Source organism: Chitiniphilus purpureus, from assembly GCF_025642115.1.
Classification (GTDB): domain Bacteria; phylum Pseudomonadota; class Gammaproteobacteria; order Burkholderiales; family Chitinibacteraceae; genus Chitiniphilus; species Chitiniphilus purpureus.
Genome location: NZ_CP106753.1, coordinates 2,460,332 through 2,484,688, shown reverse-complemented (window position 1 = coordinate 2,484,688; position 24,357 = coordinate 2,460,332). Strand labels below are relative to the sequence as shown.

The 24,357-nt window shown below is 67.6% G+C and carries 19 protein-coding genes; 6 read left to right on the top strand and 13 right to left on the bottom strand.

What is annotated here, in order from left to right; all coding sequences use genetic code 11:
• Window positions 1–180: 180 nt before the first annotated feature.
• The 3 genes from dinB to N8I74_RS11610 form a co-directional block, all read right to left on the bottom strand.
• Window positions 181–1,248: a DNA polymerase IV gene (gene dinB, locus N8I74_RS11620; RefSeq protein ID WP_263123268.1), complete on the bottom strand. Its 1,068-nt coding sequence runs from the start codon at window positions 1,246–1,248 to the stop codon at window positions 181–183.
• 357 nt (window positions 1,249–1,605) lie between these two features.
• Window positions 1,606–1,878 (bottom strand): translation initiation factor IF-1, encoded by a 273-nt coding sequence (gene infA, locus N8I74_RS11615; RefSeq protein WP_263123267.1) that lies wholly within the window; start codon window positions 1,876–1,878, stop codon window positions 1,606–1,608.
• Window positions 1,879–1,957: 79 nt separating this feature from the next.
• Window positions 1,958–2,293: a hypothetical protein gene (locus N8I74_RS11610; protein WP_263123266.1), complete on the bottom strand. Its 336-nt coding sequence runs from the start codon at window positions 2,291–2,293 to the stop codon at window positions 1,958–1,960.
• Between the two features lie 198 nt (window positions 2,294–2,491).
• Between N8I74_RS11610 and N8I74_RS11605 the strand changes: the two genes are divergently transcribed.
• Complete coding sequence (locus N8I74_RS11605; RefSeq protein WP_263123265.1) at window positions 2,492–4,162, top strand: NAD(P)-binding protein; 1,671 nt, start codon at window positions 2,492–2,494, stop codon at window positions 4,160–4,162.
• Window positions 4,163–4,172: 10 nt separating this feature from the next.
• On the opposite strand, the gene N8I74_RS11600 is transcribed toward N8I74_RS11605, so the two are convergent.
• On the bottom strand, window positions 4,173–7,364 hold the full coding sequence (locus N8I74_RS11600) for a helix-turn-helix domain-containing protein (protein ID WP_263123264.1): 3,192 nt from the start codon (window positions 7,362–7,364) through the stop codon (window positions 4,173–4,175).
• Between the two features lie 187 nt (window positions 7,365–7,551).
• A complete protein-coding gene (locus N8I74_RS11595) occupies window positions 7,552–7,920 on the bottom strand; it encodes a DUF423 domain-containing protein (RefSeq protein WP_263123263.1) in 369 nt (122 codons plus the stop codon).
• 148 nt (window positions 7,921–8,068) lie between these two features.
• Between N8I74_RS11595 and N8I74_RS11590 the strand changes: the two genes are divergently transcribed.
• The 3 genes from N8I74_RS11590 to N8I74_RS11580 all read left to right on the top strand — a co-directional run bounded on the left by N8I74_RS11590 (window position 8,069) and on the right by N8I74_RS11580 (window position 10,478).
• Window positions 8,069–8,245 carry a hypothetical protein gene (locus tag N8I74_RS11590; protein WP_263123262.1) on the top strand — a complete coding sequence of 59 codons (177 nt, stop codon included), beginning with the start codon at window positions 8,069–8,071 and terminating at the stop codon, window positions 8,243–8,245.
• Between the two features lie 118 nt (window positions 8,246–8,363).
• On the top strand, window positions 8,364–8,747 hold the full coding sequence (locus N8I74_RS11585) for a DUF6394 family protein (RefSeq protein ID WP_263123261.1): 384 nt from the start codon (window positions 8,364–8,366) through the stop codon (window positions 8,745–8,747).
• 18 nt (window positions 8,748–8,765) lie between these two features.
• On the top strand, window positions 8,766–10,478 hold the full coding sequence (locus N8I74_RS11580) for a potassium channel family protein (protein WP_263123260.1): 1,713 nt from the start codon (window positions 8,766–8,768) through the stop codon (window positions 10,476–10,478).
• A gap of 345 nt (window positions 10,479–10,823) precedes the next feature.
• Here N8I74_RS11580 and N8I74_RS11575 read toward each other — a convergent pair whose 3' ends face one another.
• The 3 genes from N8I74_RS11575 to N8I74_RS11565 all read right to left on the bottom strand — a co-directional run bounded on the left by N8I74_RS11575 (window position 10,824) and on the right by N8I74_RS11565 (window position 14,365).
• Entirely contained in the window at window positions 10,824–11,528 is a 705-nt protein-coding gene (locus N8I74_RS11575) for an endonuclease/exonuclease/phosphatase family protein (RefSeq protein WP_263123259.1), read from the bottom strand.
• Entirely contained in the window at window positions 11,525–13,699 is a 2,175-nt protein-coding gene (locus tag N8I74_RS11570) for a VTT domain-containing protein (RefSeq protein WP_263123258.1), read from the bottom strand. The genes N8I74_RS11575 and N8I74_RS11570 overlap by 4 nt, the downstream gene beginning before the upstream one ends.
• A gap of 96 nt (window positions 13,700–13,795) precedes the next feature.
• Entirely contained in the window at window positions 13,796–14,365 is a 570-nt protein-coding gene (locus N8I74_RS11565; protein WP_263123257.1) for a DUF2062 domain-containing protein, read from the bottom strand.
• 111 nt (window positions 14,366–14,476) lie between these two features.
• Between N8I74_RS11565 and N8I74_RS11560 the strand changes: the two genes are divergently transcribed.
• Window positions 14,477–16,678: a RelA/SpoT family protein gene (locus tag N8I74_RS11560; RefSeq protein ID WP_263123256.1), complete on the top strand. Its 2,202-nt coding sequence runs from the start codon at window positions 14,477–14,479 to the stop codon at window positions 16,676–16,678.
• Between the two features lie 43 nt (window positions 16,679–16,721).
• On the opposite strand, the gene N8I74_RS11555 is transcribed toward N8I74_RS11560, so the two are convergent.
• On the bottom strand, window positions 16,722–17,828 hold the full coding sequence (locus N8I74_RS11555; RefSeq protein ID WP_263123255.1) for an N-acetylglucosamine-6-phosphate deacetylase: 1,107 nt from the start codon (window positions 17,826–17,828) through the stop codon (window positions 16,722–16,724).
• A gap of 212 nt (window positions 17,829–18,040) precedes the next feature.
• Between N8I74_RS11555 and N8I74_RS11550 the strand changes: the two genes are divergently transcribed.
• The gene (locus N8I74_RS11550; protein ID WP_263123254.1) at window positions 18,041–19,831 is read left to right on the top strand and encodes a monovalent cation:proton antiporter-2 (CPA2) family protein; all 1,791 of its coding nucleotides are present in this window, start codon (window positions 18,041–18,043) and stop codon (window positions 19,829–19,831) included.
• Window positions 19,832–19,930: 99 nt separating this feature from the next.
• On the opposite strand, the gene cheB is transcribed toward N8I74_RS11550, so the two are convergent.
• The 4 genes from cheB to N8I74_RS11530 form a co-directional block, all read right to left on the bottom strand.
• Entirely contained in the window at window positions 19,931–20,986 is a 1,056-nt protein-coding gene (gene cheB, locus N8I74_RS11545; protein ID WP_263123253.1) for a chemotaxis-specific protein-glutamate methyltransferase CheB, read from the bottom strand.
• Window positions 20,970–21,560, bottom strand: a complete 591-nt coding sequence (gene cheD / locus N8I74_RS11540) for a chemoreceptor glutamine deamidase CheD (RefSeq protein WP_263123252.1) — start codon at window positions 21,558–21,560, stop codon at window positions 20,970–20,972. Before cheD ends, cheB begins: the two co-directional genes overlap by 17 nt.
• Complete coding sequence (locus N8I74_RS11535) at window positions 21,557–22,387, bottom strand: CheR family methyltransferase (protein WP_263123251.1); 831 nt, start codon at window positions 22,385–22,387, stop codon at window positions 21,557–21,559. The genes cheD and N8I74_RS11535 overlap by 4 nt, the downstream gene beginning before the upstream one ends.
• Window positions 22,388–22,647: 260 nt before the next feature.
• Window positions 22,648–24,357 (bottom strand): methyl-accepting chemotaxis protein, encoded by a 1,710-nt coding sequence (locus tag N8I74_RS11530; protein WP_263123250.1) that lies wholly within the window; start codon window positions 24,355–24,357, stop codon window positions 22,648–22,650.

Sequence of the window (24,357 nt, the reverse complement as noted above, 5' to 3'; positions counted from 1 at the left end):
GACATGACGATGCTGCTGCATCTCGCAATGCCCGTGCCCATGCCATGACCGGCCAGCCCCCCGCCATATACGGATCACTGTGCGACGCAGCGACCCCTGCCATATGCCGGAGCCACCTGCGAACCCGGTAAAATCTGCGGGGCTTGAGGTAAAAGCTACATTGGCGCCGTCCCCGTCGGATCAGGCGGCAGCCTGGGTCTCCCACAGCGGCAGCGAGACGGCGTGCGATGCTGTTTCGGGGAAGCGGATGCCGATCCCAAGCAGGCGCACCGGCCGTGCACCGCGCTGCCACGCCTCGGCCAGCAGCCGTTCGAACACTGCCGGTGTAGGCGTCACGCACAGGCATTCCATCGTGGTCTGGGCAAAGTCGTGGAACTTGATCTTCACGAATGCCTTGTGGGCCGGCTCGTTCGCTGCCGCGCGCAGGTAGCGCTGTTCGAAATCGCGCCACAGCTCGGGCAACCGACCGATGCATGCGCCCAGGTCGCTCAGATCACGTGGATAGGTCTGTTCCACCGACAGCGATTTGCGTTGCCGCTCCGCCCGCACCGGCCGGGCATCCTCGCCCCGGCACTGCTGGTAAAGCGATGCCCCCAGCTTGCCGAAGCGGCTGATCAGCGTTTCGCGCGGCCAGCGCTGCAGCTCATCGCAGGTACGCACGCCCAGCCGTTCCAGGCGGGCTGCGGTCACCTTGCCCACCCCCCACAGTTTCGCCACCGGCAATGGGCGGATGAAGTCGGCAACCGCGTCGGGCGTCACCACCATCTGCCCATCGGGCTTGTGCCAGTCACTGGCGATCTTGGCAATCAGTTTGTTGCCGGCCACCCCGGCGCTGGCGGTGATGCCCACCTCGGTCCGGATGCGCTGTCTGATCTCTTGCGCGATCAGTGTGGCGCTGCCCCGACAGGCGGTGGCATCGGTCACGTCCAGATACGCTTCATCCAATGACAGCGGTTCGATCAGCGTGGTGTAGTCGGCGAAGATCCGGTGTACGGCGTGCGAGGCGGCACGGTAGCGCGCCATGTCCGGTGGCACCAGCACCAGGTCGGGGCATAGGCGCAGTGCATGCGAGGTCGGCATGGCCGAGCGCACGCCGAAGGCGCGTGCGGGATAGTTGCAGGTGGCGATCACGCCGCGGCGTGCCGCCGCGCCGCCCACCGCCAGCGGTACAGTGCGCAGCGCCGGCCGGTCGCGCATTTCAACGGCGGCGTAGAAGCAGTCGCAATCGATGTGGATGATCTTGCGCATGAAGGGGGCCGCATGCGTAGGATGGCGATACGATGATTGTACGTTCGTTCTACATCATCGCCAAACCCCATCCCCTGCCGGCCTCCCAAGGCGGCGATGCCATGCCAAAGGCGCATCGCTCTTCAAACCCCGGGGCGAAGGATGCAACCGGACTCATGGCAACGCATGGCCGGCGGCACGGGGCTATCCCGCCCGCAAGGCGCAACGCGGCAACCGGGCCTTTGCCTGCCCTGTGGGTGGACCTACGGAGCGGCATCTGCCGCACGGCTCGAAGCCAGCAAGGGTGGCTGGCGCACCGCGTTATGCGCGGTCATCCCGCCTCGAACAACGCGTCCCGCGTTTGAATGTCGATACGGACTAGCGGCGGCGGAACTGGTTGTTGGGACGGGCGGGCGCGGCGCCCGGGCGCTCGTCCTTGTGCCGGAAGCTGATCCTGCCCTTGGTCAGATCGTAGGGCGAGATTTCCACCGTGACGCGGTCCCCTTCCAGGATGCGGATATGGTTCTTGCGCACCCGGCCGGATGCATAGGCGGCGATTTCAACGCCGTTGGTCAACTTCACCCGAAAACGCGAATCGGGCAGGACTTCGGCAATCAACCCTTCCATTTCCACCAGGTCTTCTTTGGACATCGGTCTTTCCTATTGATTTGGAATAATTAAATCGAATGAATCGAAACGGCTGCCACGGCGACGCCGGGCGATGTGGCACTCATGCCACCACGACATCCAGCGCTGCGATATGCCGCAATGCCTGATGGCTGGCGCTATCGAGCGCAAGCCTGACCGTCTCGGCGGGTTGGCTGCGCACCCAGTCGGTGACGGGGATGCGGGCCTGCCGCGTGCAGCGGACGATCTGGTACCAGCCGTCAACGGTGGCGCCCAGCAACGACGGGCGGGTTTCGATCTCGAACTGGTAATGAAAAGCGGACGGCAATTGAAGTGCTCCCGAAAAAATCCATCCGATGCGGATGTAGGCATTCAGTGTCGGGAGCAGCAGCTTGGCGGTTGATACTTTGGGAAAGCGAACAGGCTTTTGGAAGCGCAACAGTAAACTTGAAGATCACATGCACCGATCTGATTTGGCCTGCGCACGCTACAGCAATCCACGCCCGCTGGCAAATCGGCGATGGCTTCGGATCAGTTCGGGATCAACCTTCGTCGCCACCTTGCGGCAGCCGGCAGGCTCGCCAATCATCGGCACGACCGGGCCCGGCCGGTGCCGGACCATCGCAAGGAGAAACGGATGTCGCAGACCCAACAACAGATCGCCGTGATCGGCGGGGGTATTTCCGGGCTGTCGTGTGCCTACTACCTGATGCAGCGCGCCCGCGCACAGGGGCAGGCGGTGGCGATCACCATCTACGAGCGCAAGCGCACGTTGGGCGGCAACGCCGAGACGGTGGTGGTCGACCTTGGCACGCGCTATGGCGACAAGACCCCGGGCACCGCCTACCTGCGCTGGGCGGACCTTGGCGTCAATGATGTCAACCTGACCGCATACAAGCTGCTGCGTACGATGATGGCCGACGTGGGCTATCTGCAGCAGCTCAAGCCACTGCAGAACACCGAGAGCTATTGGTCCGGCGACGGGCGCGTCGCACTGACCGACGATACCGAGATGCAGTACGGCGTCTCCGACCCGCGCTTCAACCTGCAGCTGGCAGACCAGGGCCTGCTGGCGCCGCTGATCCAGGTGGTGCACCGCGCCGCACTCGATCTGGTGGCCGATCCTTCGCTGCCGCTGGACTATACCGTGGGCCGCTATTTCCAGGACTGCATCGACGATCCGCGCGGCATGCTGCACCGCGCCGCCGAGGAGACCGGCATCGCGATCGACTGGACCGACCCCGCGCTGCCGCAGCGACTGGCGCAGGTACGCGATGCCATCTACTACCCACGCATCTCGGCCATGTACTTCACCGACGACCGCGGCCCGCACACCATGCCGCTGCAGGCGCCGTTCAACTACTACCGCATCCAGGAAGGCGGTGACGGCGCACCGGACCGGCGCTATTTCGACCACGGCTCGCAGACCTGGCTTGAACACCTGGCGGACTGGCTGGTCGCGCATTCGGACGCCCAGGTCAGCGTGCGCATCCGTACGCAGGCGCACGTCACGGTGACGCTGTCGGCACAGCAGGCGGTGCTGCAGGTGGCCGGCGAGGCGCCGGTCGCGGTGGACTGGTGCATCCTGGCCACCCATGCCGATGATGCGCGCGAGGTGCTGCGCTGGCAGGCACGGCTGCCCGGCCTTGCGGACGCGGTCGACGAGACGCTGGCCATGGTGCGCTATACCACCAGCTACGCGGTCTGCCACACCGATGCCAATTGCCTGCCGGACAACCGCAGCATCTGGCGCACCTACAATATCCCGGTGCGCGCCGTGGGCGATACGTTCTTCCCGTATCAGATCCACTACGTGGTCAACCTGCACCAGAACGATCCGCTCAATCCGGGCTACGACCATGCCGGGCTGCCGCAATACTTCGTTTCACTGACCGACGATCTGAACCGTATTCCGCGTCAGGCGATGCTGGACCGGGTGCAGCAGGCGGCGCGCATCGCGCCGCCGCTCCTGGATGCGCTGCCGCGCGCCACACGTGATGCACTTGGCGGCGTTCCGACCGACGGCGGCTATCGCCATCTGCTGGCGGCAGTACCACCCGAGCTGCACGACAAGGCCTGGACGGTGTTCAAGCACAACGTGCTGGATGCGCACTGCATCGAGGCACAGCAACGGATCGCACAGTTCAACGGCGAGATGGCAGGCGCCGTCGTCGCCGGCAGGCGTCCGCCCTATCCGCTGCTGTTCGGTGGCGGCTGGACACACGGCGCCGGCCTGCACGAGCAATGCCTGGAGCAATCGCTGCAGCTGGCCGCCTGGGTGCTGCCGGGTCAGCACATCGCCGGTTGAGGTGCTGCCGTCACAGCAACCAGCCGCGCGCCGTCAACGCGGTCATCACCCCGGCAAGCCCGGCGGCGCGCCCTAGCGCCACCTGCTGTGCCAGCACGGTCCGGTGCGCGGCATCGGGCCGGTCCAGCCAATCGGCGCAGGCTGTGATCAGCGCGGCATGATGGTCAGCCCACGCGCACGGCTCGGGTGCGGTGAACGCCAGCAGTTGCGCAGCATGATGGCGGGCTGCCTCCGTCTCACCGTACAACAGGCATGCCTCGGCCGCCGCGACGCGGCCGCGGTAATGGTTGTGGCCGACACAGCGTTGCGTGAGCAGTTGCCCGGCCATTTCGAGCGCCGCGGCGCGCGGCGCGGCATCGGGTGTCAGCACGGCCAGCGTGCCCAGTACCCAGGGGCCGATGAAATGCTGCAGCCCCTGCCGTTCGACCAGCGCCCAGGCCGCGCCGATCGCCTGCCGCGCCGCCTCGGCATCGCCCTGCAGCAGCGCAATCCGCGCCTGGCTTTCCAGCAGGAAGGCTTCGAAACGCGCCGCGCCCATGCTGCGTGCCAACGTCAGCGCCAGCCCGACCTCCTCGGCGGCGGCGGCGGCCTGCTCCAGCGACAGCCATAGCCAGCCAGCGGTCAAGCGCGAAACGATCTCGGCACGCCGGTTGCCGACCCGGCATCCCAGCTGTGCCGACGCAAGCGCATCGGCCAACGCCGCCTCGGTCTCGTTGCCGTACAGCCGGGTGGTGGCCAGCATGAAGCGGTTGCTGGCCTCGATATCGGCAAGGCCGTGCGCCTCGCACAGCGCCAGACATTCCGCGAATGCGCGCTGTGCCGTGCCCATGCGCCCGGCCACGTAATGCGCGTCCCCCAGCCCGCCCAACGCCCGCACCTGCATATCGACGGCACCGGCCGCCCGGGCGTGGCGCAGCGCCTGTTCATGATGTTGACGGCAGCGCTCCACCTCGCCGCGCGGAAAACTCAGATTGCCTTTCAGGTAGTGGATATGGGCCAACGCCGCTTCATCGCCGGCAGCGGCCGCCTGCGGCAGCAGTCCATCCAGCAGCGCTTCCTCGGCAGGCAGCGCTTCGAGCACATTGAGCATGCGCGCCAGCCCCAGCGCAGCCGGCAGGCGTGCCGCCACGTCACCGGCCCGGGCCAGCGCCGCTTCGTAATGCGCGCGCGCCAGCTGGGTCTGCGCGCTCTTCTCGGCGGCAAGGCCCCACAACAGGTCCAGCGTGTACTCGTCGACCGGCGCGAAATCGATGGCGCGGCACTGCTCGGCCAGTGCCAGCGCCTGCGGATAGTCATAGCGGGCGATACCGGCGCGGATTGCCCGCAGATAGCTTGCCGGTGCCTCGTCCGAGCGGGCCTTGTGCAGATGCTGCGCGCACAGCGCCTCGTCGCGCCCGGCGTAGTGCGCGGCCAGGCGCAGGTGCAGATGCTGGCGCTGCGCCGGCGCGATCCCCGAATAGATCTCCTGCAGGATCAGGTCGTGCACGAACATCCAGCCGCCCTGCGCATCGGCCGGCCGGACCAGATAGTGGCGCTGCGGCAGCACCGGCTCGTAGTCGGGCGCATCGAGCAGCTCGCGCAGCTGCGCCAGCGAAAAGCGCTGCCCAATGGCGGCGGCGAGCTTGAGCGCATTGCGATCACGCGCGCTGAGCTGGTCGAGCTTGGCCTGGACCAGATGCCGCAGGCTGTCGGGCAGCGCCCCGCCGCGCCCGGCCAGCAGCAGCTGGGTCAGGAACAAGGGGTTGCCCTGGGCGCGCACCACGCATTGCTCGCGATAGCCCGGGTCCACCTGTACGAACTGCGCGGCAAGCGACGCCGCCGCCGGGCCGCGCAGCGGCGCAAGGTCCAGGATGGTCAACGGCAGCTCGGCCAGATAGGGGCGCAGCAGGCCGTCGAGCGGGTCCTGCTCGAAACGCGAACTGAGTGCCCAGATCACCGGTGCCTCACGCACCGCCTGCATGATCGCGCCCAGGCCGGTGAACAATGCCGCGTCAGCCCAGTGCACATCCTCGATCGAGACCAGCAGCGGCTGGCGCAGGGCCTGGCGCAGCAGCAAGGTGCTCAAGGTATCCACCTGGCATTGCAGCCGTGCGGCACTGGTCATCGCGGCATAGAGCGGTGCCAGCAGCGGCGGCTGCGGCAGCCCCAGCAACGCGTGCAGCGCCATGGCCTTGGTCTGGTCATCCGGCCCGGCTTCGCGCGCCAGTGCGGCGGCCAGCGCGTCGCCCTGGCTGCCCGGCGCCACACCGAGCAGGCTGCGGGCGAGTTGCGCCAGCGCCCCCTGGTCGCTGCCGCCGCCGAAATCGAGCACCACGACCGGATGGCAGACCAGTTGCCCCTGTTGCGCCATGTCCGCGAGCTCGGCCATCAGCCGCGATTTGCCTATCCCGGCCATGCCCCGGATATACAGCACCTGGCCGGCCTGGTCGGCCACCGTGGTCTCCAGCAGCAGCCGCAGCTGCTTCAGCTCGGCATCGCGCCCGATCAGGGCATGCCCGCCGCCCTGGCCGGCAGGCACTGTCATGTCCAGCCGGCGGAAGTCGCCATCGCCCCATGGCACGAAGGCATGGGACGCTGCCAACTGGTGCGTCAGGCCGGTGCTGACCAGGATCTCGCCCGGGGCTTCGGGCAGCGGGATCTGCGTGTCCGGATCAGGCCACTGGCCGGTACGCAGCGCCAGGGTGCACGCCATGCGCCGCGCCGCCAACGCGTCGGCCAGCGCGATGGCGCATTGCAGCGCACGCTGCGCGTCGCTGCGATAGGCACGCGGTACGCCGAACAGTGCACGCCACCCGCCACTCCCGTCGGCGGGCATGCCGCCGAACGCCTGCACCATGGCCTGCAACGCTGCTGTTTCGGCCGGCAGTGCGCCGTGCAACGCCAGCTCGATCACCACGCGCGGTGCTTCGGCCACGATGTCCGCTGCCTGCCCGGCCGGTGCCGCCGCCGTTGCTTCGCTATGGTGCACCAACGCGCCCAGTTCGCATTCGAACAAGGTCGCCAGATGGCGCGCGGTGCGGTACAGCACCGGCTTGCCCGCCTCGGCACGCTTGATCGAAGCAATGGCCACGCACAGGCGCTGTTCGAAGCACCGCTGCGCCAGCGCCTCCTGGCTCAGCCCATGCTGTTTTCTCAGCGCCTTCAAGCGCTCGGCGTTCAGAATCACCCTGCCATCGAGGGCATTGGAATGGAGCGTGCTCACCGTAACTCCTTGGCCGGCCTTGCCATGGCGGGCCGGATCGATCTGTTGACCGCGCAGCGCGAAATGGCGGCAGCATACTGCAAGGTCAGGCCCATCGGCAGCCCATGCGGACGCAAGCACGCATTCCAGGCGGCCGCCATACCGGCTGACACCAGCCCGGCGCGCCCGCCAAACCCCGGTCTGCGCGCTAACGCAGGGCGCGCCAGCCGAGCAATGCCCAGGCCAGCAGGAAGGCGACGCCGCCCAGCGGCGTGATCGCACCCAGCACCCGGATGCCGGACAGCGCCAGCAGATACAGGCTGCCGCAGAACAGCAGCATGCCCACCAGCATCGCTGCGGCCACCCAGCCCAGCGTGCGCCCTGGCCAATGCGGCATCAGCAGCGCCACGGCCAACAGGCCCAGCCCGTGCACCATCTGGTAGGTGACCGCGGTCTGCCAGATGGCCAGCACCGCCGGCGTGAGCACCGCCTTCAGCCCATGCGCGCCGAATGCACCGGCCGCCACGGCCACCAAGAGGTTGAACGCCGCCGCCGCGACCCAATGCCGTTCAGTCATCGGACAAGCTCCTACAAGGGAAAGCCAGGAATTCTACGCACCGATGCCGCGCTGCACCTACCGCAGGTGCCGTAACGGACCGACGTTGCAGGCGTGCGGCCAAGCTTATCCTGGCTCCAGGATCGTCACACAGCGGCAGGAGTGCACCATGGCTTATCCATATGAGCTCGATTACGAAGAACGCGTGCAGGAAGAACGGCTGCACGCAATTCAGACCGAATGGCTGAGCCCGGAAAACTGGGAAAGCGAGGACGAGGCATACGAAGCCGTCCTGCCCCCGTACCTGGCACGGCAGCTGAGCACGGGCGGGCTGCACGCAGGCTGAGGCATCGTCCAGCCGCAGCAGCGACATGGCTGCGCAGCGCAAGGCCGCTTTCTTCTTTGCCTCGCCGCCGGCCTGCGGTTGCCTACAATCAGAACCATCCTGTCACACGGTCACCGCCATGAATCTGGAAAAAGTCATCTTCGGCTTTTTTATCGTGCTGGCGTTCACCTTGAACTTCGGCTTTTTCATCGGCGAGATCGACGTACCGCATCAGCATGATGTGTTCGAGCTGTTCGCCGCCATCGTGGTCAACCTGATTGCCACCGTACTCAAATTCGGCGATCGCACCCAGGTCGGCGCCGTGCACCTGGCGACCAGCCTGGTGGCGGACCTGCAGCTGATCGCCGCGGCCTTTGTCTGGGGATACAGCGTCTATGTGACCGGCATCGGCACCACACCGACAGTGATGTCCAGTATCGTTTCGCTCTCGGGCGGGGCACTGATGGCCAACCTCGTGTCGGTGGTGCTGCTGATCGGCGAAACCCTGTCGGTACGGCGCTAGCCGCACCGGTCGCCCACGATGCCCAACGTCTTCTTCCTGGTGCTGCGGCGCATGCGCGCGCCGCTGATCGCGCTGATCCTGATCTACTCGCTCTCGGTGCTCGGGCTGGTGCTGATCCCAGGCGTGGATGCGCAGGGCCGCCCTTATCGCATGGATTTCTTCCATGCCTTCTATTTCGTGAGCTACACCGCCACCACCATCGGCTTTGGCGAGGTGCCCTACCCGTTCACCTATCCACAGCGCATGTGGGTGGTGGTGTGCATCTACCTGTCCGTGATCGGCTGGGCCTACACCATCGGCAGCACCTTCGCCATCCTGCAGGACAAGAGTTTCCAGCAGGCAGTGCAGCTGGCCCGCTTCGCCGGCCGGGTCAGGCGCATGAGCGAGCCCTTCTTCCTAGTGTGCGGCTACGGGCAGACCGCGCGGCTGCTGTGCAAGGTGCTGGACATGCAACACATCCGCTTCGTGATCCTGGAAGTGCGCGAGGAGCGGGTGCACGACGTGCTGTTCGCCGACTACCGTGTCGACGTGCCGGCCTACGCCGGCAATGCCGCCAACCCGCAGCTGCTGACCCACGCCGGGCTGACGCATCCGCTGTGCCGCGGGGTGCTCGGCATCACCGGCGACGAGGAGGCCAATCTGTCGATCGCCATTGCCGCACACGTGCTGCGCCCGCAACTGCTGTCGGTGTGCCGCTCCAAGACCCGCGCGGTGGCCGAGAACATGGCGTCATTCGGCACCAATCGCGTGATCAACATGTTCGAGGCGGTCGGTGCGCAGTTCCGCCGTGCCCTGCATGCACCGCATACCAGCCGACTGTGGGACACCCTGTCGGAATTCCCGGGGCATCCGCTTCCACCGCTGATCGAGCCGCCCCGCGGGCACTGGGTGCTGGTCGGCTACGGCCGCTTTGGTCAGGCGGTCAAACATGCGCTTGACTGCGAGCGGGCGACCGTCACCATTGTCGACCCCGATCCCCAGCCCGAACTGCCGCCGGCGCAGTATGTGCAGGCGCTGGGCGTGGACGCCAAGTCGCTCAAGGCCGCCGGCATCGAGGGCGCGGTGGGCATCGTGGCCTGCCACGACCACGATGCCAACAACCTGTCGGTGGTGGCCACTGCACGCGCGCTCAACCCCAAGCTGTTTGTCGTTGCCCGGCAGAACCTGGCCAGCAACGGCATCCTGTTCCGCTCGTTCAGACCGGACGTGACGGTGGTGCGCAGCGAGGTGATGGCCCATGAGTGCCTGCGCACGCTGACCACACCGACCCTGGCACGTTTTCTGGAGCTGATCCACACCCGCAGCGAGGCCTGGTCGGCAGCGCTGATGCAGGAGCTGGCCCAGCTCGCCGACGGCAAGGTGCCCGACACCTGGGTGGTGGAGATGGACGCCAGCCACGAAGCGGTGGTCTACGCACTGCTGGCCAACCCCAGCCCGCCGCTGACGCTGCAGCACCTGTGCAGCCACCCGAGCGCCAGGACGCGCCGGCTGCGCTGCAAGCCGCTGCTCTACCTGCATGCCGGGCGCGAGATCCTGTTGCCGCCGCTCGACAGTCCAGTGGCGTTCGGCGACCGCATCCTGTTCGCGGGCAGCCCGGGGGCACGCAGTGCCCAGCGCGTGATTCTGACGCACCACCCGGTGCTGGACTACGTGCGCACCGGCCAGGAACAGCCCAACAGCTGGGTGTTCCGGCGGCTCGCGCAGGCCCGTCGCCCCGACCTGTCCCCCTGAGTGCCGCTGAGCCAATCCGGCCAGGCGCTGTCGGCAAGCGCCGCGCACCGTGCGCATTCGCGATGAAGCGGGCTTGCGGCAGCCAGTGACCGGACGACTGCTACGACAGGTGAGCGCGATGACCCGGCCAGGCGGATTCTGCCCAGCGATGCCAAGCGTCGCGACCCCACCGGCAACCGCGGGCGCAGCGCACAGGAGACCGGCCACGATACGGTACCGATGGGGCGACCTGTGCGGTGCCGCACCGCATCCGCCCTGCTCCAACCGCCCATGCAGCTCTGGAAAGCCAGCCACCACCAGGGGCCTTGCCCGGCTGGCGCACGACGTGTCCCATGCCCGCAGGCGCTACCCGGCGATGTGCGCCACCAGCGGCAGATGATCCGAGGCGGTCCGGGCCAGCGCGCTGTGGTGTACCCACACTTTGACCAAGCGCTGGCGCGGATGGATCCAGATGCGATCCAGGGCGAATACCGGCTTGAGCGATGGAAAGGTGCGTGGCGATGGGGTCTTCTCAAAGCGCGTGGTCAACCAGCGCAGTGGCCGCCCCCAGACGAACCATTCGTTCAGATCGCCCAGCAACAGCACCGGCATGGCATCGGTATCGAAGGTTTCGAGCAGCTTCTTCACCTGGTCGCGCCGCTCGCCCGGGCGCAACCCCAGGTGGGTGGCCACGATGCGCAGCGGTTCCCCATGGCAGCTGATGTCCGCATCCAGCGCGCCGCGCGGCTCGTTCAGCCCGACGCACAGGTCAAGATGGCGCACTGCGCTGACCGGAAAGCGGGTCAGCACGGCGTTGCCGTAGTGGCGCCAGGGCTGGTCTATGGTAGGGCCGGCTACGGCGGTGTAGCCGGTGGCCTCCTCCAGGATCGGCAGCACATTGGGCCGACGCCGGTCGCCCAGCGGCACTTCCTGCAGCGCCACCACGTCAGCGCCGATTTCGTTGAGCACCGCCGCAATGCGTTCAGGGGCGAAACGGCCGTCAAAGCCGACCGCGCTGTGGATGTTGTAGGTAGCCACCGTCAGCGGCCAGGGGCTGCCGGGCGCCATCATGCCTCCCCGGTGCTGAAGCGCTCTGCCGCGCGCCGGCGCAGGATCCGGGTGGCGGCATAGGCCACGCCGACCAGCACCGCGGCGATCGCCGCCAGCGCGATGAATGCCCCCATGCTGGGGTTGCGGATCGCTTCGGTGAAATGATGCAGGAACAGCAGCATCACCACCGAGCCCGGCGTCATGCCCAACAACGTGCCCAGCATGAAATCGCGAAAGCTGATATGCGAGGCGCCGCAGACGATGTTGACGAGGGCATAGGGCCCCAGCGGGATCTGCCGCAACAGCGCCACGCTGATCACGCCGCGTTTGGCCAGCGTGCGGCTCAGTCGGGAGAGCTTGCCGCCCGCCAGCCGCCGCACCGTGTCGCGCCCCATCCAATGGCCGATGCCGTAGGTGACGGCCGAGGTGAACGCGGTACCGGCGACTGCGTAGGCAAGCCCTGCCCACGGGCCGAACACCAGCCCGGTCGCAGCCACCTGCACCGAATGCGGAATCACCAGCAGGGCGGCCAGCAGATAGACCAGCAGCACCAGCACCGGCGTGAACGGCATGTCCTGGACCACTTGCGCCACCTGCGAAAGCGCCTGGGGATTCATGTATTCGGACAGCGGCGTGAAGCGCCATACCGCAGCCAGCACACACAGGAGCACCGCCACCACCCCAAAGGTGATGAAGCGGCCGCGCATCGGGCCGTGGGTCTCGGTGGGCACCAGCTGCGCCACCAGTTCCTCGGGCGGGACGATCTTTTCCGGATCCAGCAGCGTCAACGCCGGCACCAGCGCCTCGGCCTCGGGCGAGGCGACGGGATCGAGCTCGGCCAGAGAGCGCCCCTCGTGACGCAACGCCATGATGGCCGGGATCAGCCGCTGCTCGCGCTGCAGCGTCTCGTTGACCTGCTGCGGTGCCACGTCCAGATGCTCGCCCAGCAGTCGGTCGCGGATCGCCGCGATGGCGGCCCGGATACGCGGATCACCTCTGGCCTCGATCGCCACATTGCATTCGGTATCGAGCACCATCGAGCGGTTGTTCAGATTGGCCGAACCGATCGAGAGGAACTCGTCGTCGATGATCATGACCTTGCTGTGCACGTTGACGCACTCGGGCGAGAGCCCCGGAATGAACGGGCACAGCATCCGGTAGCGGCCGTGGCGGTCCTCCGCCTTGAGCCGGGCATGCAGGCGCGCGCGCTGCACGCCCATGGTCATTTCCTCCAGCCAGCCGCTCTCGGCCTGGCGCGACACCACCACCACATCCGGCCCCTCCGGCTCCTGCAGCCGCTGCAACAGGCTTTGGGCCACCAGACCCGACGTGAAGTACTGGTTCTCAAGGTAGATATTGCGCCGCGCCGCGGCGATGGCGTCGCCATAGAGCGCCCGGATTTCCTGTACCCCCGGGCGTTCGTCCAGCTCGGGCTCGGTGCGCGCGATGGCGATCTCCACGTCGGTGAAGTCCGGCACGTGCCCTTGGGGCCACGGATCGTCCGGGGTCAGGGCTTCCAACGGGCGACGCGGATAGAAGCCCGCCGCGCGGTACCAGCGCTCGCGCGCCAGATCACCCGCCGCCAGCGCGGCCGGGCCGTCGAACATGATCTGCACATCGTGGAACGGTGCGTAGCACTTACCCTCGCCGCTGTGCCGCAGCGGATCACCGCACGCATGTGCCGGCGTGTCCCAGCGATCGTGGGTCAGGTCCAGGCCGCCGACGAAGGCGATCTTGTCGTCGATCACCACCACCTTCTGATGGTGCGAGCCCCCCAATGGCACCTGGCCATCCATCCTGAAGTGCAGCCGGTGGTGGGTGCGCCAGCCGAGCTTGTAGCTGGACATCCATTCGCGGTCCAAGGCAAACAGGACGGTGTAGTCCCACGACAGCACGTAGGCGTGCAGCCCCTTGCGGCGTGCCACTACCTTGTGCAGGAAATCGCCCAGCGCTTCGGGCAGGCCGTCGTTCGCGCCCTCGGGAATGAGCTTGAGGCGGCTGTCGATGTCCCAGCCGATGATGAGGATGCTGCGCTGCGCAGCCGCGATCGCACGCCGGACCGCCCGGAAATAGGCCTCCCCGTCGACGAGCACGGCGGCGCGGTCGGCGTGCTCGATGCGCCAGCAGTTGCGCCCCGCCTGGAACAGGCTCGCCGGGCGGGCCTCTCGTGAGCTCGTTTGCTGTACCGTCACCGTGTTCTTCCCCCTTTTTGGCAATGCCCCTTGAATGCAAGGGCCTGCCTTCTTTGTCAGGGCGTGACCCCTGATCATCAACGGGAAAAAACACGACTAGCCGGCGGCCCCCTGCCCCAGGCAGCGGTGGCGGCGGGCACGGCGACGCAGGCTCCACAGCACGTGCAGGCGCCAGAACAGCCGCACCGCGCAGTAGCCGGCCAGCGCCAGCAGCGCGGTCAGGAGCGGCAAGCCGACCAGGAGCGGCACGCCCAGCGACAGCATCCAGTCGCACATTGCCAGGCTCCACTCGATCAGCGTCCGCCCGGACCACGAGGGCATCGGCGGCACCGCCGTGCCACCGGCGTTGCCGGTGACCGCACCTCCGAGCTTGACTGCCACCCAGTAAAGCGGCCCGATGGTCAGCGGATTGGTATAGAACGTGGTAAACACCGCCACCGGCAGATTGACCCGGAATCCCAGGGCCAGCAGGCTGGCGGTGATCACCTGCAGCGGCCCCGGGATCATGCCGCCCACGGCACCGACCGCCACCCCGCCCGCGACCGAGTGGCGGTTCAGATGCCACAGGTTGGGGTGGATGAAATGGTGGGCGTAGCGCCGCAGGAAAGTGTTCTGGTGCAGCTTTTCCTGACTGGGCAACACGTTACGGAGGAACTTGCGCGGCATGGTGGCGTCTGGCGGTGGCGGAAGGGATTTCCTGGCTTCAACAGACTATACGAAACGGGCAAAATTCCATCCGCTTTTGCAAAGGACTTCCTTTCTTCTTAGTGGGTATCCATGGTCGCAGTCACCCGTCCGCTTGCCCAATCGATCGCCCAGGCCGCTGATCCGGCGCAGTGGCTGGCGCAGCTTGCACCGCGCTACCGCGCCGAAGACCTGGTGCGCATGCGCAAGGCCACCGACTGGGCGCAGCAGTGCTACGGCGACGATACGCTCGATGAAAGCGGCGCGCCGCTGTTCCACCATGCGGTGGCCGCCGCGTCCATCGTCGCCGACCTGAACCTGGATGCCGACGCGGTGATCGCCGCGCTCACCTATGCGGTTCCCGAGCGCGAGACCGGTGCCATCGAGACACTGCGCGAGCAGTTGGGCGACGACGCGGCCCGGCTGGTGGAGGGGCTGGTCCGGGTGAAGAAGCTCGATACGCTCGCCCATGCGCCACGCGGCAAGCCCCAGGAAGCCGCCGCCCAGATCGAGGCGGTCCGCAAGATGCTGCTCGCCATGGTCGAGGATATGCGCGTGGTGCTGGTCGCGCTGGCCTGGCGCACCCAGACCATGCATGAGCTCACGCAGGCGCCGGAAGAGATACGCCGCCTACGCGCGCGTGAGACGCTCGACCTGTTCGCCCCGCTCGCCAACCGGCTTGGGGTGTGGCAGATCAAATGGGAGCTGGAGGACCTCGGCTTTCGCTACCTGGAGCCGGAAACCTACAGGAAGATCGCCCGGTTGCTGGACGAACGCCGGGTGGACCGCGAGCGCTTCATCGGCGACGTGCTGGCCACCTTGCGCCGCGAACTGGCCAATGCCCAGATCCACGCCGACCTGACCGGACGCCCCAAGCACATCTACAGCATCTGGAAGAAGATGCAGCAGAAGAAGCTCGACTTTTCCGAGCTCTACGACATCCGGGCAGTACGCGTGCTGGTGGACGATCTGAAGGATTGCTACACGGTGCTTGGCATCGTGCACAACCTGTGGCAGCCCATCCCCGGCGAATTCGACGACTATATCGCCCAACCCAAGGGCAACTTCTACCGCAGCCTGCATACCGCGGTGATCGGGCCGCAGGACAAGGCGCTCGAAGTGCAGATCCGCACCTTCGAGATGCACGAACACGCCGAATACGGCGTAGCGGCGCACTGGCGCTACAAGGAAGGCGGCCAGGGCGACAGCAAGTACGAGGAAAAGATCGCCTGGCTGCGCCAGTTGCTGGACTGGCGCGAAGACATGGCGCAGGAGACACAGCTGGCGGATGCCTTCAAGGCCGAGCTGTTCGACGACACCATCTACGTGCTCACCCCGGCCGGCCGTGTGATCGCGCTGCCCAAGGGCGCGACGCCCGTCGATTTCGCCTATCACCTGCATACCGACCTGGGCCACCGCTGCCGCGGTGCCAAGGTGGATGGTGCCATCGTGCCGTTGTCGACCGCGCTGGAGACCGGGCAGCGGGTCGAGATCCTGTCGACCAAGGAAGGCGGTCCCAGCCTGGACTGGCTGCACCAGGGCTATGTGAAGAGCCACCGGGCCGCGCAGAAGATCCGCGCCTGGATCCGGCAGCAGAACCTGGATGTGGCGGTCGAGGCCGGACGCGCGCTGTACGACAAGGAGGCGGCCCGTGTGGGGCGCACCCAGGTCAGCCAGGACACGGTGGCGCATCGGCTGGGCTTCAAGAGCAGCGATGAGCTGCATGCCGCGCTCGGCCAGGGCGAGGTGACGCTGCGCGCACTGGCCGACGCGCTGCTGTTCGACGACAAGCCCGCCGCTGACGTCCCGGTCAGCGCCGAGGACGTGATCCGCGCAGCGCGTGCCGACCAGAAGGGCGAAGGCATCCTGATCGAGGGCGTGGACAAGCTGATGACACTGCTGGCCAAGTGCTGCAAGCCGGTGCCGCCCGACGGGGTGGTCGGCTTTGTCACCAAGGGACGCGGCATCTCGATCCACCGCAGCGACTGCGTCACCCTCAAGCGCCTGGCGGCCGCTTCGCCCGAGCGGCTGATCAAGGCCGACTGGGGGCGGCAGACCCACAACGTGTTCGCCACCGATCTGCTGGTCGAGGCGCACGACCGTCCCGGATTGCTGCGCGATCTGTCGGATGTGATGGGCCGCGAGAAGATCAACGTCACCGCCGTCAACACCCTGTCCAAGGACCACCGGGCACGGATGCGCTTCACCGTCGAGATCAGGAGCGCCGCCGAGCTGCAGCGCATCTTCACCAAGCTGGCCGAGGTGAACGGCGTGCTGCAGGTGGTGCGGGTCTGAGCTGCGCAGCCGGGGCGGCGCAGCCCGGCCCGGCAGGACCGGCCTATGCCGCGGCGTTCAGCGCATGTCCGGCCACGTGCACCGCGCGCACCTGCAAGGCCCGGTCCAGCGTCACCACATCGGCCACCGCACCGGGCGCCAGCCGGCCGTGCTCGGTCAGCCCCAGATAGTCGGCCGGATAGCGCGACACCCGGTGCGCCGCGTCCTGCAGCGTCAGGCCCAGTTGCACCAGATTGCGCAACGCCACATCCATGGTCAGTGCGCTGCCCGCCAGCCGGCCGTCCGCCAGTCGGATCGCGCCCAGGCATTTGTGTGCCGCCGCCTCACCCATCCGGTACTCGCCGTCAGGCAGGCCGGCGAACGCCACCGCGTCGGTGACGCAGTAAAGCCGTGGGATCGCCCGCAGTGCCACGCGCATCGCCCCGGGATGCACGTGGATCAGATCCGGGATCAGTTCGCCGAACTCGGCATGCGCCAGCGCCGCGCCCACCATGCCCGGCTCGCGATGGTGCAGGCCGCTCATGGCGTTGTAGACATGGGTGAAGCCCGCAGCCCCTTGCGCCAGTGCCGCCACCGCCTCTTCGTAGCTGGCGCGCGAATGGCCTAGCTGCACCCGGATGCCGCGCTGCGCGAGTTCGCCGATCAGGCCGGCATGGCCGGCGACCTCGGGCGCGAGCGTGATCACCCGCAGCGGCGCCAGTGCGCGGTAGCGGTCCACCTCGGCCAGTGTGGCGGCGCGCAATGCATCGGGCAGCGCACCGAGCTGCTGCGGGCTCACATACGGCCCCTCCAGGTGGATGCCCAGCACCCTTGCCCGGTCACGGACGGGCTCGGCGCACAGCCTGCCCAGGTCACCCAGCAGTGCGGTCAGTTCCGCATCCGGCGCCGGCACGGTGGTCGCCAGCAGCGCGGTGGTGCCGTGCCGCGCATGCAGGGCGGCCATCCGCGCCACGGCGGCCGCGCCCTCCATCACATCCGCACCGCCACCGCCGTGCACATGCAGGTCGATGAAACCCGGCAGCAGATACGGCGCTTCATTGCGCGCCGGATCGGCCGGCTCGCCGTCGATGGCGACGATGCACCCATCCTCGCAACGAAGCTCGCCCAACAGCCAGCCCGCCTCGGTCAACAGATTGCCGTGCAATCGCATCGTGTTCTCCCCTGTTCACCAGCCCCATGATCCGCTGTCACCAGCGCCCAGGCCAGGGAGGCGGGCCCTGATCGCAGCATCAGCCAAAAAAGCCATCCTCCCCCTTGCATCACGCTGAATTGCATCCGGACGGCGTGTGTCGTGGATCGCCACCAACCCATCTGTGCCGCACTTGCTTACAATCACGGCAGACCGTGAGCCTGAGACCCCGCATGACCCTGACCAGCCAGATCACCCTGTTCCTGTGCGCCGCCGTGGTGATGGTGCCGCTGTTCCGCCGCGCCGGGCTCGGCGCCATCCTGGGCTATCTGTGCGCCGGCGTGTTGATCGGACCCTGGGGGCTGGGGCTGGTGACCCAGGTGGAGCGCATCCTGCATTTTTCCGAGCTGGGCGTGGTGCTGCTGCTGTTCGTGATCGGGCTGGAACTGCAGCCGTCACGGCTGTGGGTGCTGCGGCGCTCGGTATTCGGGCTGGGCGGCGCGCAGGTGATCCTCAGCGCCGTGTTGATCGGCGGCGCAGCGCTGCTGTTGCAGGTGCCGCCGGCCGCCGCCCTGGTGGCCGGACTGGGCCTCGCGCTCTCGTCCACCGCGCTGGTGTTGCAGATGCTGGCCGAAAAGAAACAGCTGACCACCCGCCATGGCCGCGATGCATTTGCCATCCTGCTGTTCCAGGATCTGGCGGTGATTCCGCTGCTGGCGCTGCTGCCGTTGCTGTCCGGCGGCGCGCTGCCGGACGGGGCGGGCGTGCTGAAGGCAGTGGCCGTGGTGGCGGGGGTCGTCCTTGGCGGGCACTGGCTGCTGCGCCCGGCACTGCGCCTCGTGGCACGTTCCCGCGCGCCGGAAGTGTTTGCCGCGGCGGCGCTGCTCGTGGTGTTGGGCACCGCGCTGCTGATGCAGCAGGTGGGGCTGTCGATGTCACTGGGTGCCTTCCTGGCCGGCGTGCTGCTGGCCGATTCGGAATACCGGCATGAGCTGGAGGCCACCATCGAGCCGTTCAAGGGCCTGCTGCTGGGGTTGTTCTTCATCGCCGTGGGCATGTCGGCCAACCTAGGGCTGCTCACACGCATTCCGGGCACGCTGGCCATGCTGGTGCTCGGGCTGGTGCTCTGCAAGTTCGCCGTGCTCTACGTGCTGGGACGGCTGACCGGCTCGAGCGGCGCCGCTGCCCGCCATCTGGGCGTGGCACTGGCGCAGGGCGGCGAATTCGCCTTCGTGCTGTTCACGCTGGCGGCCGGCAGCGGCGTGATGGCACGGCCGCTGGCCGAGACGCTGGTGCTGGTGGTCACGCTGTCGATGGCGGCCACGCCGCTGCTGGCGTTGCTGCACGAACGGGTGGTCGCACCGCGGCTTGCCCCAGTGCGCAAACGGGAGTTCGACACCATCGAGCCCGCCGACGACAGCCGGGTGATCATTGCCGGCTTCGGCCGGGTCGGGCAGATCGTGGGGCGGGCACTGCGGCTGCGCAAGATTCCGTTCACCGCGCTGGAGGCGAGCCCCGACCAAGTGGACTTCGTGCGGCGCTTCGGCAATCAGGTGTTCTATGGGGATGCGTCGCGGCTGGAGCTGCTGCGTGCCGCCCATGCCGAGCGCGCCGAATTGCTGGTGCTGGCGATCGACGATGTGGAAGCTTCGATCCGCACTGCCGAGACGGTACGCCGGCACTTTCCCAGACTCACGGTGCTGGCACGGGCACGCAACCGGGCCCACGCCTACCGGCTGATGGACCTTGGTGTGCAGCTGATCGAGCGCGAAACGTATCACTCCAGCCTGAAGATGGCGCGCGATGCGTTGCAGGTGCTGGGCCTGCCCCAGCCGCAAGCCGCCGCCACCGTCGATGCCTTCCGCCGCTACGACGAGCAGTTGCTGCTGCGCCAGCACGCGACCCACCACGACGAGACGCAGCTGATCCAGAGCACCCGTGAAGCGATGCGCGAGCTGGAGAGCCTGTTCGAGGCCGACAGCAACGAAGTCGAGCGGCAGCGGCGGCAGGGTGTGCCGGACTGATGCCCGCGCAGGCCGCGTCGCGTCGCGCCCGTCACGGCACGTGATGTCCCGGCCATCCGGCATGGAGGGCCGTCTGCACCGCTCAGGCGCAGCGCCGGATCATCCTGGCGCGGCGATCAGCTGCGCCAGCGCAGCCGGGATGTCCTGCAGATCGAGGATGGCATCGACCGCATCGAGCAGGATGGCCTCGCGCGGCATGCCGAACACCACGCAGCTGCGCTCGCTCTGCGCAATGGCATAGCCGCCGCCGGTGCGGATGGCCGCCAGCCCGGCGGCGCCGTCCTTGCCCATGCCGGTCAGCAACACGCCGATCGCGCAGGGCGCGGCGGTGCATGCCACCGACTGGAACAGCACGTCCACCGCCGGCCGGTGGAAATTGACCCGATCGCAATCGAGCAGGCGCACCACCAGTTGGCCGTCCTGCCGCGCCACCGCGAGATGCACGTCGCCCGGCGACAGATAGACGTGGCCCGGGCGCAGCACCTCGTCTTCCACCGCCGCCCGTACCCGCAACGCGCAGGCGCGGTCCAGCCGGTCGATGAAGGCCGGCACGAAGCTGTCCGGCAGATGCTGCACCACCAGCACCGGCGGACTGTGGGCACCCAGGCCGCAGAGCAGCGCGCGGATGGCTTCGGTACCGCCGGTCGAGGCGCCCACCGCGATCAGCCGATCCGGCCGCGCAGGGCAGGCAAGCGCCGCGGGCAACGGCGACACGGCGGCCCGCCTGGGCTGCGCGAAGGCGGCCACGCGCAGCGTGGCGACCAGCCTGCGCTCGAACTCGGCCAATACCGCGGCATCGGCGCCGTCGGGCTTGAGCACGAAATCCACCGCACCCAGCGCCATCGCACTCAGGATCACGTCGGCATTCTGCCGGGCTGCCGCGGACACCATCACCACCGGCAAGGGGTGCAGGCGCATCAGGTGTTCGAGAAAGACGAGCCCGCTCATGCCCGGCATCTCGACATCCAGGGTGAGCACATCCGGATGCAGTGCCTTGATCGCGGCGCGTGCCTCGGCGGCACTCGCGGCCTCGCCGACCAGGATGAACTGCGGATGGCGCGCCAGCAGCTTGCCCAACAGGCCGCGGTACGCCGCCGAATCGTCAACGATCAGCACACGGATGCATTTGCCGGCGCGCTCAGAAGAGGTCGACATCGCCGGTATCCGTTTGATGCAGGCGGTGGGAGTACGCCGCTTCGCGCTCCAGCAGCGTCCGGTTGTTGAGCTTCTTCAGCTTGCGCACCAGTACCCGTCCGCTGAGCGGAAAGAAGTAGAGCTTGCGGGCATGCACGTCGAGCAGATCGTGCGCCAGCAGCGCGATGCGTTCAGTCTCCAGATAGTCGAGCACGAACTGGGCATTGCAGCGTCCCACGCCCACCCGGCTCATCGCCGGCAGCACGTTGCCGGCACCGAATACCTTGGCCTGCAGCCGATCGCGCCGCGCGCCGAGCTTCATCATCTGGTTGATCAGCAGTTCCATCGCATGCACGCCGTAGCGCGCCGACATGCTGAGCAGCCCACCCTGCTCGCCCTGCGGCAACATGAAATGGTTCATGCCCCCCACGCCGGCCACCGGGTCGCGCAGGCAGACCGAGACGCACGAGCCCAGCACGGTCACCAGCACCACGTTGCGGTTGGTGGCAAAGTACTGCGCCGGCAACAGCTTGATCGCTTCCAGGTGGAAGCGGTGGTCGTAGTAGCTGTTGGGGGCGCTGCTGCCGGACATCATGATGCGTCGGACCCCGTACACAGCCGGTAGGTGGTGGTGTCGACCAGCTCCAGCGGCAATCCGGCGCCATTGACGGTCTCCGAATGGCCCAGGAACAGCAGCCCCCCGGGTGCGAGCAGCGTGGTGATGCGGCGCAGGATGTCCTGCTGGGTCGGCCGGTCGAAGTAGATCAGCACATTGCGGCAGAACACCACGTCGAAAGGCCGCGACATCGGCCAGGGCGACAGGCGCAGATTGAGCTGACGGAACGCCACCCGCGCCGCCAGCTCGGGCTTGACGGCGGCCATGCCCTGGTGCGGCCCGCGTCCGCGGTGGAAGTAGCGCCGCCGGATCGACAGCGCCAGTTCCTCGACGCGTTCGATCGGATAGATGCCTTGGCGCGCCCGGGCCAGCACGGCGGTATCCAGATCGGTGGCCAGGACCCGGGCCGGACGGCCGCTTTGCGCCGCGGTGATGGCAATGGAGTAGGCTTCCTCGCCGCTGGCACAGCCGGCGCTCCAGATCCGCGCCTCGCGCCCCTGCAGCTGCGCCAGATACCGCTGCAGCAGCACAAAGTGGTGCGGCTCACGGAAGAAGCGGGTCAGGTTGGTGGTCAACGCATTGGTGAAATGCTCCCATTCGGCCCCATCCAGCGTCAGCCGGGTCAGGTAATCCGCAAATGAGCGCAGATGCAGCGCGCGCAGCCGCCGCCCCAGCCGGGCATAGACCATCGCGCGTTTGTGCTCGCCCAGGAAGATGCCGGCATGCGCATGGATCAACTGCCGCACCTGCTGGAAATCGGCGTCGGAAAAGGTGAATTCGCGAAACGGCGCAGGCACGGCAATCATCGCGGAAGCTGCCTATGCGCTGTGCGCACCCGGGCCTGGCCCGGCCAACAGCCGCGGCACACGGCATGCGCCACCGGCTGCCACACGGGCGCCGCACAACGTCGCCGTCGGCGACCCGGTGGATCCCAGCGCCCGGGACGGAAAAAGGCCACTCACCGTATCGCCCTCCTTGCCGTTGCTCTCGTTGCCGGTTGCCCCATGCATCTGGTGCCCGCGCTGTCCCCTCCGCGCGTGGCGCACAAGCATTCTGGGGTGGGTCTTCAGAACTCGGTCCAGTCCTCGTCGGCCGCGTGTGCACCACGGGCATCGGCCGGGATCGACGGTGTCGCCGCCGTGGTCTGCCTGCGCGGCGCGGGCCGCCGCGGCGGCAGCGTGACACGCGGCAGCACCGCCCCTTGCTGCGTGGTGAACTCATCGCTCAGCCGGAAACGGCTGGCCGATTCAGCCAGCCCGCGCGACTGCTGTGCCAGCGATTCGCTGGCCGAGACGGCCTCTTCGACCAGCGCGGCGTTCTGCTGGGTCACCTCGTCCATCTGCACCACGGTGGTGTTCACCTGCTGGATGCCGTTGCTCTGCTCATAAGAGGCATCGGCCACGTCGTTGATCAGCTCGGCCATGCGGCGCACCGCACGGACCACCTCCTCGATGGTCTGGCCAGCCGCTTCCACCTGCCGGTTGCCGCCTTCCACCTTGTCCACCGAGGCGCCGATCAATCCCTTGATCTCCTTGGCCGCGGCTGCCGAACGCTGCGCCAGGCTGCGCACCTCGCCCGCCACCACGGCGAAACCGCGGCCCTGTTCGCCGGCCCGCGCCGCCTCCACAGCGGCATTGAGCGCCAGGATGTTGGTCTGGAAGGCGATGGCATCGATCACGCCGATGATGTCGACGATGCGGCGCGAACTCTCGGTGATCGAATTCATGGTGCTGACCACCTGCCGCATCGCCTCCCCGCCCTTCCCGGCCAGGTCGTACACGCCCTCGGCCATGTTCTTGCCCTGGCGCGCGCTTTCGGCGTTCTGCTTCACCGTCATGGTCAGCTCTTCCATGCTGGACGCGGTCTCCTCCAGCGCGGCCGCCTGCTGCTCGGTGCGGCGCGACAGGTCGTTGTTGCCCATCGCGATCTGCTGCGCCCCCACACTGATGGTCTCGGCGGCGTACTTGATCTGGGCGATCAGGCGTGACAGCCCGGCCTGCATCATCGCCATGTTGTACAGGAGACTGCCATCGTCACCCGGGCGCACGACGATGGTATGGGTGAAGTCGCCTTCGGCGATGCGCCGTACCACCTCCGAGGCATACGCCGGTTCCCCGCCCAGTTGCCGCATCAGGCCGCGGATGATCGCGTAGGCCAACAGTGCCGCCAGCAGGATCGCCGCCAGGCTGCCCGCCACGAGCAGCAGCCGGGTGCTCCGCTCGACATCCTTCATCGCGTGCTGCCGTTGCTGCAGCAGCAGGCTCTCGGTGTCGGTGAACTGCTGGATGCGCACCCTGAACTCATCCATCAGCTGCTTGCCGCGTCCCTCGCGCACCACGGTCAGCACCACGGCCTGCTTGCGCGGATCGTTGCCGGCCCGCTTGCGCTGGGCTTGGAGCTGCTCGGCATAGCCCACGAATTCCCGATGCAGCGCATCGAGCGCATCGAGCCGCTTCTGTTGCTCCGGATGATCGCTGATCAGCTTGCGCAACCGCCCGTAGTGCTCGACGAACGCGACCTTGCCCAGCTGGAACGGCTGGAGGAAATCCTCGTCGCCCGTGAGCAGGAAGCCGCGCGAGCCGGTCTGCAGGTTGAGCATCTGCTCCAGCAGCGCATTGGCTTCGGTGATCACCTCGTAGGTGTGGATGTTCCAGTTCACGGTGTTGGTAAGCCGGGTCACATTCAGGTACGAGAACCCGGCCAGCAGCAGCAGCAGCGAGATCACGCAGGCAAAGCCCAGCGTCAGTTTCTTGGCAATGGTAAGGGTCTGGAACAT

What these genes read in the sequence shown, in the direction of transcription:
- dinB (WP_263123268.1), bottom strand. Translation starts at nt 1,248, where the DNA reads ATGCGCAAGATCATCCACATCGATTGCGACTGCTTCTACGCCGCCGTT.
- infA (WP_263123267.1), bottom strand. Translation starts at nt 1,878, where the DNA reads ATGTCCAAAGAAGACCTGGTGGAAATGGAAGGGTTGATTGCCGAAGTC.
- N8I74_RS11605 (WP_263123265.1), top strand. Translation starts at nt 2,492, where the DNA reads ATGTCGCAGACCCAACAACAGATCGCCGTGATCGGCGGGGGTATTTCC.
- N8I74_RS11595 (WP_263123263.1), bottom strand. Translation starts at nt 7,920, where the DNA reads ATGACTGAACGGCATTGGGTCGCGGCGGCGGCGTTCAACCTCTTGGTG.
- N8I74_RS11590 (WP_263123262.1), top strand. Translation starts at nt 8,069, where the DNA reads ATGGCTTATCCATATGAGCTCGATTACGAAGAACGCGTGCAGGAAGAA.
- N8I74_RS11585 (WP_263123261.1), top strand. Translation starts at nt 8,364, where the DNA reads ATGAATCTGGAAAAAGTCATCTTCGGCTTTTTTATCGTGCTGGCGTTC.
- N8I74_RS11580 (WP_263123260.1), top strand. Translation starts at nt 8,766, where the DNA reads ATGCCCAACGTCTTCTTCCTGGTGCTGCGGCGCATGCGCGCGCCGCTG.
- N8I74_RS11575 (WP_263123259.1), bottom strand. Translation starts at nt 11,528, where the DNA reads ATGATGGCGCCCGGCAGCCCCTGGCCGCTGACGGTGGCTACCTACAAC.
- N8I74_RS11565 (WP_263123257.1), bottom strand. Translation starts at nt 14,365, where the DNA reads ATGCCGCGCAAGTTCCTCCGTAACGTGTTGCCCAGTCAGGAAAAGCTG.
- N8I74_RS11560 (WP_263123256.1), top strand. Translation starts at nt 14,477, where the DNA reads ATGGTCGCAGTCACCCGTCCGCTTGCCCAATCGATCGCCCAGGCCGCT.
- N8I74_RS11555 (WP_263123255.1), bottom strand. Translation starts at nt 17,828, where the DNA reads ATGCGATTGCACGGCAATCTGTTGACCGAGGCGGGCTGGCTGTTGGGC.
- N8I74_RS11550 (WP_263123254.1), top strand. Translation starts at nt 18,041, where the DNA reads ATGACCCTGACCAGCCAGATCACCCTGTTCCTGTGCGCCGCCGTGGTG.
- cheB (WP_263123253.1), bottom strand. Translation starts at nt 20,986, where the DNA reads ATGTCGACCTCTTCTGAGCGCGCCGGCAAATGCATCCGTGTGCTGATC.
- cheD (WP_263123252.1), bottom strand. Translation starts at nt 21,560, where the DNA reads ATGATGTCCGGCAGCAGCGCCCCCAACAGCTACTACGACCACCGCTTC.
- N8I74_RS11535 (WP_263123251.1), bottom strand. Translation starts at nt 22,387, where the DNA reads ATGATTGCCGTGCCTGCGCCGTTTCGCGAATTCACCTTTTCCGACGCC.
- N8I74_RS11530 (WP_263123250.1), bottom strand. Translation starts at nt 24,357, where the DNA reads ATGTTCCAGACCCTTACCATTGCCAAGAAACTGACGCTGGGCTTTGCC.